12 protein-coding genes and 1 tRNA gene are annotated in these 13,755 nt (G+C 57.3%); 7 read left to right on the top strand and 6 right to left on the bottom strand.

Annotated features, from left to right (window positions below; translation table 11 throughout):
- Window positions 1-72 precede the first annotated feature (72 nt).
- Window positions 73-1,059, bottom strand: a complete 987-nt coding sequence (locus tag BLT69_RS09510; protein ID WP_092648903.1) for a LacI family DNA-binding transcriptional regulator — start codon at window positions 1,057-1,059, stop codon at window positions 73-75.
- A gap of 141 nt (window positions 1,060-1,200) precedes the next feature.
- Here BLT69_RS09510 and BLT69_RS09505 point away from each other — a divergent pair, with 141 nt between their 5' ends.
- Together BLT69_RS09505 and BLT69_RS09500 are read left to right on the top strand one after the other, a co-directional pair.
- A complete protein-coding gene (locus BLT69_RS09505; RefSeq protein ID WP_092648902.1) occupies window positions 1,201-3,297 on the top strand; it encodes a beta-galactosidase in 2,097 nt (698 codons plus the stop codon).
- A gap of 48 nt (window positions 3,298-3,345) precedes the next feature.
- The gene (locus BLT69_RS09500; RefSeq protein WP_092648901.1) at window positions 3,346-4,617 is read left to right on the top strand and encodes an MFS transporter; all 1,272 of its coding nucleotides are present in this window, start codon (window positions 3,346-3,348) and stop codon (window positions 4,615-4,617) included.
- 4 nt (window positions 4,618-4,621) lie between these two features.
- Here BLT69_RS09500 and BLT69_RS09495 read toward each other — a convergent pair whose 3' ends face one another.
- The 3 genes from BLT69_RS09495 to BLT69_RS09485 are packed head-to-tail and all read right to left on the bottom strand — an operon-like array spanning window position 4,622 to window position 6,714.
- The gene (locus BLT69_RS09495; RefSeq protein ID WP_092648900.1) at window positions 4,622-5,470 is read right to left on the bottom strand and encodes an SIR2 family NAD-dependent protein deacylase; all 849 of its coding nucleotides are present in this window, start codon (window positions 5,468-5,470) and stop codon (window positions 4,622-4,624) included.
- On the bottom strand, window positions 5,470-6,207 hold the full coding sequence (locus BLT69_RS09490; RefSeq protein WP_058237440.1) for a glutamine amidotransferase-related protein: 738 nt from the start codon (window positions 6,205-6,207) through the stop codon (window positions 5,470-5,472). Before BLT69_RS09490 ends, BLT69_RS09495 begins: the two co-directional genes overlap by 1 nt.
- Before the next feature lie 57 nt (window positions 6,208-6,264).
- Window positions 6,265-6,714, bottom strand: a complete 450-nt coding sequence (locus BLT69_RS09485) for a hypothetical protein (protein ID WP_092648899.1) — start codon at window positions 6,712-6,714, stop codon at window positions 6,265-6,267.
- 284 nt (window positions 6,715-6,998) lie between these two features.
- On the opposite strand from BLT69_RS09485, the gene BLT69_RS09480 reads away from it, so the two are divergent.
- On the top strand, window positions 6,999-8,471 hold the full coding sequence (locus BLT69_RS09480) for a uracil-xanthine permease family protein (RefSeq protein ID WP_092649153.1): 1,473 nt from the start codon (window positions 6,999-7,001) through the stop codon (window positions 8,469-8,471).
- Between the two features lie 98 nt (window positions 8,472-8,569).
- Here BLT69_RS09480 and BLT69_RS09475 read toward each other — a convergent pair whose 3' ends face one another.
- A complete protein-coding gene (locus tag BLT69_RS09475; RefSeq protein ID WP_157886399.1) occupies window positions 8,570-9,244 on the bottom strand; it encodes a LytR C-terminal domain-containing protein in 675 nt (224 codons plus the stop codon).
- Window positions 9,245-9,305: 61 nt separating this feature from the next.
- Window positions 9,306-9,758: a hypothetical protein gene (locus BLT69_RS09470; protein WP_058237437.1), complete on the bottom strand. Its 453-nt coding sequence runs from the start codon at window positions 9,756-9,758 to the stop codon at window positions 9,306-9,308.
- 179 nt (window positions 9,759-9,937) lie between these two features.
- On the opposite strand from BLT69_RS09470, the gene betT reads away from it, so the two are divergent.
- The 4 genes from betT to BLT69_RS09450 all read left to right on the top strand — a co-directional run bounded on the left by betT (window position 9,938) and on the right by BLT69_RS09450 (window position 13,092).
- Window positions 9,938-12,235 carry a choline BCCT transporter BetT gene (gene betT / locus BLT69_RS09465; RefSeq protein ID WP_092649152.1) on the top strand — a complete coding sequence of 766 codons (2,298 nt, stop codon included), beginning with the start codon at window positions 9,938-9,940 and terminating at the stop codon, window positions 12,233-12,235.
- Window positions 12,236-12,422: 187 nt separating this feature from the next.
- A tRNA-Ser gene (locus BLT69_RS09460) sits at window positions 12,423-12,507 on the top strand.
- A 110-nt stretch (window positions 12,508-12,617) separates the two neighbouring features.
- On the top strand, window positions 12,618-12,854 hold the full coding sequence (locus tag BLT69_RS09455; RefSeq protein ID WP_070725233.1) for a hypothetical protein: 237 nt from the start codon (window positions 12,618-12,620) through the stop codon (window positions 12,852-12,854).
- Between the two features lie 4 nt (window positions 12,855-12,858).
- Window positions 12,859-13,092, top strand: a complete 234-nt coding sequence (locus BLT69_RS09450) for a hypothetical protein (RefSeq protein WP_070725231.1) — start codon at window positions 12,859-12,861, stop codon at window positions 13,090-13,092.
- The last annotated feature ends 663 nt before the right edge of the window (window positions 13,093-13,755 follow it).

The raw sequence follows: 13,755 nt of genomic DNA, 5'->3' as shown, positions 1-13,755 counted from the left end.
TTGCAGCACGGTCTGAATAGCCTAGTGTCTCGGGGATGCGAAGCGATTCTCATTAGTAATTTGGACTGTCTCTTAAGCTGATTGACGTTCGACGAGACGAGCGATAGGGGGTTTGGGGATTTCAATGTCCGCTGTGATTCCAAGCATGTTTAGTCCATCAGTAAGAAGCTGAGCTGCTGTCGGGTCGCCAGCGAGTGTGAAAGTGGTGAGAGGAATCGGCAGATACGAGTCGAATAACTCATCATCCACACCGATGATTGCGATATCATCGGGGATCGACATGCCTCTGCTGAGTACAGCATTCATGATCGGCATTGCGTGAACGTCGTTGTAACAGGCGAACGCATCTATCTCAGGATTCAAGTCGAGATAGTCGTTTACCATCTGTGTGAGTTCAGCCGAATCTCCTCCTTGTGGGATGGGGAGCACTAGCTCGAATGGGCTACGGTATCCCGCTTCGTTGAGTGCAGCTCGAGCGCCTTGTGCACGCGGAGCCGAAAAGATCTGCATCAGGGGATTGTCCGTAGTTGCGAGAGCAATCGTGTGAGAACCTCGTGAGAACAAATAGTGGACTTGAGCCCTGCCTACCTCTAAGCCGGCAAGTTCCTGAGAATGTCCTCCTTCGACATGTGGAATCGACAAAGAATCGAAAGTTTCAATATCGTCTGTATCCAAGCCATATGGAGCAATTATCAGGGCTGGAGTGATCGCTGATAGCAGCGACGCTGTTAGCTCTTCATTTTCGTACCATAGAAGCGGGGTCAATCCGCATGAAGTGATTGCGGTGCTGAGTTGCTGGTAGTACTGCCCTAACTTGAATGTTGAGGGAAAAGGTGGCATGGCGATCACGACGACCCGCGAATGTCCCATTGCAAGATCGCGGGCAAGAGAATTGGGTGTGTAGCCCAGTTTCTGCGCCGCCTGAAGGACGCGTGCCCGCGTGGCACTCGAGATACTCTGCCCAGGCTTGTCATTAAGAACGTAGCTCACCGTGGCGCGCGAGGTGCGTGCCAATCTTGCGACATCGGCACTGGTGGGGCGGCGACGGACGTTAGCCATGATTGCTCATTTCCTGCGACTGCTGGGGCAATCAAATGATATCGCTTGACGATTTTGGGTTACGCGCTTAAGTTATGAGCTAACGTTTGCTTACGCGTGTAAGTCCGGTTGTGAACACCAATCAATGAAGAGGGACAGACAATGACGCACCCATGGCAGAACAAGATAGGGTTCGGTGCTGCGTATTATCACGAGTATCATTTCGAGGACCGTCTCGATAAGGACTTGGATCTCATGGTCGAGGGCGGTTTCAACATCATTCGAGTCGGTGAATCCGTCTGGTCAACGTGGGAGCCAGAAGACGGGGTCTTCAATCTTGAATGGCTTCAACCGATCCTTGATGGTGCCCATAAGCGTGGTATCGATGTCATCATCGGGACACCGACATATGCCGCGCCTCCGTGGATGAGAGTGCGATACCCCGAGACAACCTTGCAGGTCGCGACAGGTGTGGAAAAGCCATACGGCGGGCGACAGGACATCAACTACCACAACGCAACCTTCTGTCGTCTGGCCGAACGCGTCATACGGAAAATCGTTGAGCGCTACAAAGATCATCCTGCTGTGGTGGGATGGCAAGTGGATAATGAGCCCGGTCTGGCATTGATGTACAATCCGGATGTTTTCGCCGACTTCAAGAAATGGCTTCAGAAACGCTACGGTGACGTCGACACCCTCAACCGGAAGTGGGGCCTGACTTATTGGTCCCACAGAATCACCTCGTGGGATGAGCTGTGGACGCCCGACGGTAACACGGTACCTTCCTATGACCTAGCCTGGCGGCGATTCCAGGCAGAAATCACTCACGAGATGATTCAATGGCAGGCTGACTTGGTTCGCCAGATGGTCCCCGATCACCACATCGTTGCCACGTGTATTGCAGCCAACCAGCCGGGACAAGACATTACAGAGGTGGCCAGCGCACTTGATATCGCCGGATCGAACATCTACTTTGCCGCACAGGTCGGCCTAGAAAAGCCTGGTATAGACGAACTGGATCCTCAAGGTGCTCCCGGTTGGATTCCCTGGTCTGGCCCCGCCTATGTTCAAATGCTTCTTGACGTCTCCCGCGGTATGAAAGACGCACCTTTTGTCGTCACCGAAACGGGAGCAACCTCAATTGGCTACTCCCATAACCTGATCGTGCCGTGGCCTGGCCAACGCCGACAGGTCGTATGGCAGATGATTGCCCGCGGTGCTCAGATGATTGAATACTGGCACTGGCACACCAACAGATTTGGATTCGAGACATGGTGGGAAGGAATCCTCGGTCACTCGCTGACACCGACCCGTACCTATCACGAGTTGTCAGATGTGGCCCACGAGCTGGAAAGCTCACGCGAACTCATCTCAGGGCTCACACCGCATTCTGACATCGGAGTGATTGTCACGGCTGAATCGCGCTGGGCAACTGAATTCCAACCGCCCATTGGTGAAGGCATTCGCGGCGACCAGGGTGCCTACGACAAAGGCATGGCACTTCTCATGAGAGGTATCCAGGATGCCGGCCTGACCACCGATATTGTCAGCATTGATCAACTCGGTACGAGCCCTGAGGAGATGGTCAGACGCTGGCCGGTGCTGGTTAGCGCTTTCCTCTACGTGCTTTCCGACCAGGATCTGCAGCTGCTGCGCGAATACGTCGCTGCAGGTGGCCACCTTGTCGTTATGCCGCGTACAGGGCTGGCAGATGCAGAAGCAATTGTTCGTGATTGCACCAAGCCAGGCGTACTTCGAACAGATGCTGGTGTCCATTACGACGAATCAACCACGCTGCTGCACCCCGTTGCAGTTCATGGGCAGTGGGAAGGACATGCGCAGTGGTATGCCGACTGCCTGATTCCGGACAGCGACGACGTCCTCGTCCTTGGTCACTACGATGACCCATTCCTGGACGACTACGCAGCTGCAACGACCCAGCAAACGGGCCAAGGGCGAGTAACCACCGTGGGGTGCTACCCGGATCGTGAACTGGCGCGTCACCTGTTCGAATGGGTCGATTCCACGTCGCTCGAGCCGGATCAGTGGCGAGCACATGCAGGCGAACAGCAAACCTACATGCGTGCTACGAGCACTCAGAACACAACGCTGCACTTCATACACAACTGGTCTTGGAAGCCCAGTACCTATGTTGTGCCTGAACGTGCGACGGGACTTGACGGCGCAGTTTACAAGGCCGGGGAAGAAATCAAGCTTGGCGCATGGGACGTTGCAGTCGTTCATACGCCCTCTCACTGATCCACTGTTTCCGGTTCCCATTAACGAATAACGAAGAAAGAAGGCAAGATGAACACTGATACCGGCACGACGGGCACCTCACAGGTGACCCGTCCGAAATTGACAGCTGACACCATCCGCTTCGCAGCGGCTCTCGCGCTGTTCTCATTCTTGTGGATGGGCGGCCTGATGATTGTCTCGGGCGTCCTACTGCCGCAGCGGCTCACAGACATTGGCGTGGCGAATAAAGAGGCAGTATTCGGAGCCCTCAACACCATTACTGCAATCGTCTCGCTCCTGTCGAATCTGATTGCCGGTAACCTCTCAAACCGTACTCGCTCGGTGTTTGGCAAACGTACGCCCTGGGTTTTCACCGGCGGCATTTTAGGTGGCGCCTCGCTGTTCCTGATTCAGGTTCTACCCAATGCATTCCTGATCGGACTGTCCTACTCCATCTCCATGGTCGGTCTCAATATGATGATTGCCCCGGTGATCGCAACACTGTCGGACAGAATCCCCGAGCGTCAACGTGCCACTATGTCCGCATTTATCGCAGCAGGTACATTGGTTGGCCAATCAGTGGGCCAGCTGGTAGGTGCACGTTTCCTCGGCCAGACATTGCCCGGATTCGTTACGGCAGGAATCCTCATGGGGTTGGCAGGAATTCTCACGGTTATGGTGTGGCCACGGGAAGGCTCCTCCCGCAATGGCGAAACGCAGCATGAAAAAGAAACCCTGCTTGACTTGCTCAAGTCCTTCCGCCCACCTCGCAATGCCCCGGATTTCTGGCGCGCCTTTGTCGGCCGTTCACTGCTGATTCTGAGCTACTACATGATCCTCAACTACCAGCTGTACATCCTCCAGGATCACATTGGTGCAACAGATGCCCAGGCCTCGGCGACGATCGCGACAATGGCAATAGTGACGCTGATTGTATCGGCGATTGCGACGGTTACGTCAGGACCGCTATCTGACTTGATTCACCGCAGGAAGATCCCTGTTGTCGTCGCCTCGATTCTGCTTGCAGTGGGATACCTGATCCCGTGGGTGATGCCGACAACAACAGGCATGATTCTGTTTGCCGCATTTGCAGGATTCGGATACGGCACGTATTCGTCAGTTGATCAGGCGCTCAATGTCGATGTGCTGCCATCGAAGGAAACTGCGGGTAAAGATCTGGGCATTTTGAACATAGCGACGACGCTTGGTCAGGCTGTTGGCCCGATCATCACGTCTGTACTTGTCACGGCCATGTCCTCATACTCGTTTGTGTTCCCGACAGCGATCGCATTTGCTGTCATTGCGTGCGTATTTATCATGCGGATCAAGTCTGTGCGGTAGGGCTTTACGCACCGAGGGCGTCTGCCAGTGCCTCGAGATAGTCACTGGCAGAGCCGTCGATGCGCAGGCGAACGGCAGAGTGATGATCGAGGTCGCACGGCCCACGATTGATGACGATCAGGTCAGCGCCGCTGCTGATCGCCTGATGAGCAATCCACACGGCGGTTGACACTTTCACTGACGTGCCCACAACCAGGAGTACGTCACACTGCGCAGCAAAGGTCAGTCCCTTGTCCATCTGGTCTGATGGCAGCATCTCGCCAAAAAAGACGACATTCGGTTTGAGGATCCCACCACACTGCGGACAGGGAACCAGCGTGATCGCGGAAGCCGTGGCGCCCTCGGGATCAACCTGAGCCAGAATCGCCACGTGAGTGGGATCAGGGTCGTCGACCAGATTTGGGTTGGCGGCGCGCAACTCGCCATCGAGCCATTCTCGGGGGTACCGCGCTGCGCACTGCATGCAGTCAACCGTCAAGAACGAGCCGTGAAGCAGAGCGAGCTGGTGGATCCCAGCCTTTTCATCTAGGCCATCCACATTCTGAGTGGCAACGCCGTGAAGGATTCCTGCCCGCTCCATGCGTGCGAGCGCCTCATGTCCGCGCGTGGCGGGCAGGTCCTGCAACGCTCGCCATGTCACCTGGTTTCGCTCCCACACCCAGCGTTGCCATTTCGGATCCGACAGGAACAGGTCGATATCCACTGTCGGCGTGCCAGACGATCCGGTTCCGCGATAGTCCGGAAGCCCTGAATCAGTGGACATTCCGGCACCTGTCAGAGCAGCCAGACGCTTACCCGCACACAGCTCGACCAGCTCATCCAGATGAGGCAGCGAGGATGACGACCGTGGCATTACTGCTGCCTGAACCTTTCAACGAACTTCTTCACGATTTGTCCCGCCTGGTGGGTTCCTTCACCCATGTGGCCGATCTGCACCAGGGTCTCCAGATCGTCAGTGCCTGAGTAGCCGGCATCGGCATAGATCGCCAGGCGCTGATTGATTGCGTCGGAGTCAAGTTCAGGGTTGAACTGCGTAGCCCAAAAAGCTGGCCCAAAACGCATCATCTGCGTGGGACACGTGACTGATTTAGCAAGAACCGTCGTGCCCGGCGGCACTTCTTCTACTGCTTCGTGGTGGCCGACGTAGGTTGTGAATGTGCGCGGAAAGTCCTCAAGCAGTGGGTCGCCCTCGGCCTCCTCAGTCAGGGTGATTGTCACCATCGAAGCCGGTTCAGCCCACCGTGTCGTCACCGTGCCGCCCAGAACCGTCGCGGCAACCTCCGTTCCGTAACCCGTGGTCAGACATGGGGTTTTCGCCTCGAGGATCTGATGGAACAAGTGAGCCAGATCTTCCTCAGTTCTGCGCTGGGACGATGACTTCTTCTCAGTGGGAGTAGTGGTGCCGTAAGGCGATCCAGCCACGAAGATGCCGCTGTAGGCATTGACGTCAACTTCGGGCAGCCCCAGCATATCCATGCGAACCTGTTCGAGCGTGGACGGCGTCAAACCGCTGACCAGGAGGTACGAATGGTATTCAGCGTCGATCGCTTCTTCTTCGGGGCGTGTTGATACCAGCAAGAAAGGCTTCATGCTTCAAGTGTAGGCAAAGAAAGAATTTCCGGTACCCTTACGGTCGAAACATGGGATCTACAGACCGGCCGTGAAACCGATGACGAAGATGCCGACAACGAGACAGATCGAGATGATCACGATGCCCGATACAACAAGCCCGGCGACGGCCTCGTGCCTTCCTCGACCACCGCGTGAAAACGAGGTGATGAGTCCGGCAATACTCAAGATCAGGGCGAAGATTGTCAGAGGGAACGCCAGCAGGGAAAGGGCTGCCATCCACAGGCCAATCGTGGCGGCAGTGTTGGAGTTATGGCGAGGGGCGTTGTATCCGGGGGCCGAGAAAACCATGGCCGGGTCAATGTTCTGAGTTCCGGGGAAAACGAACTGGGGCGACGACGGATCCAGTGCAGGATCAAGGGATGGATCCAAGGACGGATCCAGCGTCGGGTTTTCTGTGGCACTGTGTGAGGAATCAAGAGAAGGATCCAGCACGTGCAACTGCGGACCTGTCGCTGGCTGACTCACCAGTTCCCCCCTCACTCCCCGCGGCCCTGTGCTGACCGAGGGCATCTTTGGTATCCCCTTGTGACGATCCTGCTACGTCCCACCCTACGGCATGACGACTGGGTTCATCTATGGTCACAGCTTATCTGCACGCTCAGGCAACTCGCCCATCAGTTCACCCGTGTGAAATCAACCATGATTTGCCGCGGAATTTAGCCTTTTGTCGGCAAGTTCGATACTGTGATGTTCCGACCGGTGAACGGCCTGCACTTTTGCATCCTTATCAACTGATCGGAGACATCCGCATGAGCGGTTCAGCTACCCCTCGCGCCTCGCGCGAGTCTTCCCATTCGTCAAGTCGTCCTCGGGGCGGCTTTTTTTCATGGCGACTTCACGGTGATGGCACGTCAATCGCTCCCGGCGAGGTTGTCGCCCCCGAAGAGCGTCTGTCGTGGCCGCGCACCATCGGAATCGGTGCGCAGCACGTTGTCGCCATGTTCGGTGCGACGTTCCTCGTCCCTCTGATCACAGGCTTCCCACCTTCGACCACGCTGTTCTTCTGCGCAGTCGGCACACTGCTGTTCTTCCTGATCACCGGCGGACGCATGCCGTCCTACCTCGGATCATCTTTCGCGCTGATTGCGCCGATCACCGCTGTCACACAGACCCTCGGCCACAACTATGCCCTGGGTGGCGTAATCGCCACCGGTGCAACCCTGACCCTGGTCGGCGTCATCGTGCACTTCGCCGGCGCACACTGGATCGACGTCGTGATGCCCCCGGTCGTCACCGGTGCAATTGTCGCGCTGATCGGCCTGAACCTTGCGCCAGCCGCATGGAACTGGGTCAAGGAAGGCCCACTGACGGCAGTGGTCACCATCGTGTCAATCTGCCTGATCACCGTGCTCTTCAAGGGTATTATCGGACGCCTGTCCATCCTGTTCGGCGTGCTGATCGGCTACGTTGCAGCAATCCTCCAGAACGAGGTTGACTTCTCACGCGTTGCTGAAGCCTCCTGGATCGGTCTGCCTGAGTTCTCCACACCTGCTTTTGATCCATCGACGCTGGGCCTGTTTGTCCCGGTTGTCTTCGTCCTTATTGCTGAAAACGTTGGTCACGTGAAGTCGGTGTCAGCGATGACCGGGCGCGATCTTGACGGCATCACCGGGCGTGCACTGATCGCTGACGGCTGCTCCACCATGCTTGCCGGTGCCGGCGGTGGTTCAGGTACCACGACGTATGCGGAAAACATCGGTGTGATGGCTGCGACCCGCGTGTACTCCACGGCCGCGTACCTGGTCGCCTCAGGCATGGCGTTCCTTCTGGCTCTCACGCCCAAGTTCGGCGCCCTCATTTCGACGATTCCGGCTGGCGTTCTGGGCGGTGCAGGCACCGTCCTGTACGGCATGATCGGCATGCTGGGCGTGCGTATCTGGGTGCAGAACCAGGTGGACTTCTCTGACCCGGTTAACCTCAACACCGCTGCGGTTTCCCTGATCGTCGCAATCGCGAACTTCACGTGGGTTGCCGGCGGCATGCAGTTCGAAGGTATTGCACTGGGTTCAGGTGCAGCATTGCTGATCTACCATGTCATGCGCTGGATTTCTAAGCTGCGCGGCACGACGCTTGAGGCTGCTTCACCTGCGTCAGCCCCGTCAGGTACCGAGTTGGAGTCGACGGCCTATTCGACCCGTCATCATTCACGAGGGGAACTGGCGGACGCTGCTGAACTGGCAGATGGCACCGAACAGACTGGCGGCGCTGAACAGGCTCGCTAAGCCAATTCTTCAGGTATCAAACGAGGGCGGCTCACGTGAGTCGCCCTCGTTCCTATTAAAAGCGGACGCAACGTCACTGCTGTGACACCGCGGCGACGCTACTCGGATTGTCCCTCTGACTGACTGCCGTCGCCTGACTGATCATCGTCGCCGGTTTGGGTGGTCGCGGGCGCAAGAAGCTCCGGGTCGACAGGCAGGCACGAGTCGCTGCCTTTCAAGGCGCTTTGAGCCTCTGCGATTTTCTTGATATCTTCCTTAGGCAGCAGTGAATCGAAGAATGTACCGAGGATGACCTGGACAACCTCGTCGGTGCCTTCGCTCAGCACCACGCGCGCATCAGGGAAGAAGCGCGCAACCGTGTAGCCGGCATCAATGTTCTTGGGGGAGACGTCAATTTCGACGGTGCCGGTCAACTCACTTGCCGCGTTGGCAGGATCCTGCATGACAAATCCCTGCTCGGCCAGCATCGTCGTCACCGAGCTGGCCAGGCCCGACTGTGAGGTGGCGTTGAGAACCTGAACATGGATCGTGTCTGCCGGCAGCGGTGTCGTACCTTCCGTCGGGCACACAATGTCGCCCAGACCTGCCGTCTTTTCCGTCTTGGAGAACTCTTCGGAGGGCATCGAAATGATGTTCGTGATCACGAGGAGCGCAGCAATGACCAGTACTGCCATGACGGATGCCACGACGGAAAATGTCAGATTCTGCTTACTCTGTCGGGCATCAAGGAAGCGTTGACGTGCTGATCGACGCCGAGATTGCTGCGGGTTCACGTCACTAACTTAGCCGAAATACACTGTGAATGTGACCTCGCCATGCACGGGCGGTGAAAGCTCAGCTGCCGCTGTCCAAGTCCTCGAGCATCTTGTCAAGCTCCTCGAGCTGCTCATCCAATTCTGCGAACTGGTCGTCAAGGTCACTCGTGAGGTTTTCGACGTCACCCGAGAAAGTGTCTGGATAGCAGAACTGTGCCTGATCCATCGACACGTTGACAATACCCATGTCATCGCCCTGCTCAGCCTTGTCGGCCAGTGAGAGTAGGTTCTTCTTCGTGCGATCGTCGTCTGTGAGCCGCCCGGCGTGAGGCCCGTGGATTGGGGGGGACGGGGCGGGAGCCGGCGCCGGGGTGGGAGTCGGAGTTGGAGTTGGAACGGGCTGCGTGCTTTGCGGTGTGGGTTGGATGCCCTGTGCAGTGGGGTCCTTTTTGACGAGTGGTCCACATGCACTCAGGGTCATGGTGATGGCGACTGTGCTCAGGAGCGCGAGAATTTTGGTCGGTTTTCTCACATTTTGGAGTCTGTCACGACGAAGGCGCCATGAGAACCCTCGTCGATAAGGTTGATATGCAGTTGTCACCATCAACGCCTTATGGTGATAGAGCAGTGTGCGGCTCCCAGCTGTCGCGCACACGAGCGAAAGGACGATGTGTGAGCGCGCACATCAACACAAACAGCGCAAGTCACGATATGGATGAGCAGGCAGAATCCTCACCGGACGGACGGCCTCGCGAAGGGGAGATCGCCACTCGACCCACACCCCAATCACCACCAGTCAACTACCCGGTATTCATCGGATCAGCTCTGATCGTTGCGGTCATTGCCATCATCGCGATCGCATCACCGCAAAGCGTGGAGGCAGGGTTTACCGTGGCGGTGGATTGGATCAGTCACTGGTTCGGATCTTTCTATATTTTTCTCGCAACCTTCATCCTGGTGTTCGTCGTTGTGCTCGCTTTGAGCAAGTTCGGCAACGTGAGGCTGGGGCCAGATAACGCGACACCTGACTTCTCGACTTTCTCATGGGCAGCCATGCTGTTTGCCGCAGGTATCGGTACCGACATCATGTTCTTTGCTGTCGCAGAGCCGATCGCGCAGTACATGGCGCCTCCCACCGGTGAAGCTCAGACAGTGGAAGCTGCCCGCGCCGGCGTGGTCTACACGCTCTTCCACTACGGCATCACAGGGTGGGGCATGTACGCGCTGGTCGGAATTGCTCTGGGATACTTCGCCTACCGTCACCAGCACCACCTCGCGGTGCGGTCAGCCTTGCGGCCTCTTTTCGGCAAACATGTGGACGGCCCGCTGGGCAACATCATTGACGGCGCAGTCGTTGTGGGCGGTGTCTTCGGTATCGCCGCATCCCTGGGCGTGGGCATCATTCAGCTGAATGTCGGTCTGACGATACTGTTCGGACTGCCGCAGACAACCTCCACTCAGATCGGATTGATCGCACTGAGTGTCATCATGGCGACAGTTTCCGCTGTTTCCGGCGTCGATCGCGGCGTGCGCGTTCTGTCCAACGTGAACGTACTGTTGGCAATCGGTCTGGCCGTGTGGGTTCTGGTCACCCAAAACACCGCGTACCTGCTGGACTCGCTGGTTCGTTCCGTGGGCGACCTGGTGCGCATGTTCCCCGCCCTCACATTGGAAACCTACGCTGACCTGCGTGTGAACCCGGCAACGGCAGATGTGATCAACACGTGGCTCAATAGCTGGACCTTGTTCTTCTGGGCGTGGTGGATCACCTGGGCCGCATTCGTCGGAATGTTCCTGGCACGTATTTCACGCGGCCGCACCATCCGTGAGTTCGTCATGGGCTCACTGATCCTGCCCCTGAACTACGTCATCATGTGGGTGTCAATTTTCGGTAACGCTGCACTGGAACTCGTGATGAACGGTGACAGGGAATTCGCAGAAATCACTGTGAACGCTCCGGAACAGGGGTTCTACGCCCTGCTGCAACGAGTACCTGGCTCAACAGTGGTTGTCGCCGTCGCACTGTTCGTCGGAATCCTGTTCTATGTCACCAGCGCGGACTCAGGCTCCCTCGTCATGTCAAACCTGTCCAGCCGCATCACGAACGCTCGCCAGGACGCTGTGCCGTGGCTGCGTATCTTCTGGGCGACGCTGACCGGTGTGCTGACCATTGCGATGCTGGTTGCCGGTGGGTTGACGATCCTGCAGCAAGCCACGATCGTTATGGCGCTGCCATTCTCCTTCGTCCTTGTGCTGGTGATGATCGGCTTGTGGCGCTCGCTGTCGCAAGAGGCGTCGATGGCTCAGCGTCGTCGCCGCATCGTCCAAAACCGCGTGCTCGCATCAGGAGCCGGAACGATGGCTCGCCGCTCCTGGCGTGACCGTCTGAGCAAGACATTCGACGTTGTCACCCCTGTGCGCGCTCAGCGTGTCCTTGACAGGCGAGTGGTTCCCGCATTGCAGGCTGTGGCCGATGAACTCCACAAGGAAGATCTGCCCGCATGGGTGGTTGTTGAGGGTCCCGAAGCACAGGATCCGGATGACGAGCGTAACTTCCTGGGCCGCGTCACGCTGACAGTTGGCGGCGAATCGGAGGCCAGGGCATCGGGCGCGCAGGAGTGGGATTCAGGTGCTCAGACCACTGATACGGGCGAGCAACCGCAGACCGATTCCACCACTGAGCTGCACGAGCAGATCAATGAAATGTTTGATGATGCGAAGCCTCGAACGGCCGGGAGTACTTCTGCTGACGGAGCTGAACCGAGCATCGCGGGCCTGCTGACCGAGCATCCGTTCCGCTACACCGTGCGAGTGGTCGAGTCTCCCGTTCCGTCTGTGGGCACCGCGATGGTTGCTGAGGCGAATGACGTGACGGTGCGCCTGGAAGTGCGTCCCTCGGGCGGTGGTCAGGGGTACGACATTGTGGGGTGGTCCTCTGACCAGATCGCGCACGACGTTCTGGATCATTACGAAGGGTGGCTAGACTACCTGGGCGTGTACGACGAGTAGCACATGGGTCGCCCTCGTTGATTGATTGCATTGACGAGGGCGACCACGCTGCACCTGGCTGGCGCTGCGTGAGCGATTACACCCTGATGTGAACGCTGCGAGGTGGCCGAAAGGGCGGTCAATCAGATATGCTCCTATGTTGTTGCACGTATTGATCAGCTGTGTGGTCGAATCGGTGCAGCGCCTTGGAGGATTCGCCTAGTGGCCTATGGCGCACGCTTGGAAAGCGTGTTGGGTGCAAGCCCTCGGGGGTTCGAATCCCCCATCCTCCGCAAACGCCCCGCTGTTTCGTTGAAATGGCGGGGTTTTTCGTTTTCCCCACGCCAGCGCACCAAGCCAGCAAGGATTGACACCCCCATGCCGTCAACTTACAGTTGACAGTGTGAAAGTTCTTCCCAGCGCCCACAAGCACGGCATCACACATGCTGACATCACACACGCGTGGGAAAACGCCATACGGATAATCGAATACGAATACCACGGACAAGACCGCATACTCCTGATCGGGCCCGCCGCCGACGGCACACTGCTCGAACTCGTCGCAGTCCCAGCCCCAACGCCCGACCGAATCATTCACGCTGACAGACTCAGAGCAAAGTTCTACGACTTTTTGAGGTAAAAACATGACATACGCAACCGACACCGACACCGGGCTTGACGAACTCGACGTCACCACACACCACGCGCGAGACGCACAAAACTTCAGGAAAATAGTCGCAGCCAACAAGCAAGTAGAAGAAGCCGAAAGGCGCCTACGCCAAGCCGTCGACGACGCACGCCAGGCAGGCGACTCGTGGACCATCATCGGAGCCGCGCTCGGCATCACCCGACAAGGCGCACAAAAACGATTCGGATAACCAAACCTGAATGTGTGTGCTGAACCCCAATTCTTGGACAGTGATGTGCGATGGCTTTGAGTGTACCGCCGTTGCCGTCAATTGTGATGACCCGCGGGGCTGGGATGGTGGACAGGAGTTTTCCGTAGGCTGTGCTGTTTTCCGTGTGGCACCATTGCCAGGCCACTACTGGTCCTGTGCTTGCTCAGGCTATGAGGACGCATCAGCCGTAGGCGAGGTAGGTCCCGTCAATGAAGATCTGATCATGGACCTGGCCTGTGCAAGGTGGCGGGGGGATTGGGATATTCCAGCACCATGCGCTGTGGCGGCGTAGGGTGCGTCCTGTTGTGGTGGCGTCACAGTCCCTTTGGGGGCGTTGGTCTTTGACCCGTGTTAGGAAGCGTTGGAATGTTGTCAGCTCGCCGGCGTGTTCGCGGAGCCGTAAAGTGCTGGAGCCGCACTTGACGTTCCGTCATCGGGTTTTGCCGCCCCGAGTCCCGTTACATGTGAGCCCAGGTTCGCCACACGTTGGGTATTTTCTTGTTGATGCAGGTCGTGCCATGCAGGAAGCAGACCAAGAAAGACGTTTAGCATACAAAACCGCGATATGTGGGATTTGCTCAGCTTTACCTCACCATAAGGTTCACAATCATTAGAAACACGATTTTCGGCAGTATACCAACG

The organism is Schaalia radingae, from assembly GCF_900106055.1.
Classification (GTDB): Bacteria; Actinomycetota; Actinomycetes; order Actinomycetales; family Actinomycetaceae; genus Pauljensenia; species Pauljensenia radingae_A.
Note: the sequence above shows the minus strand (reverse complement) of the source record. Positions and strands in the feature narration are given on the sequence as shown.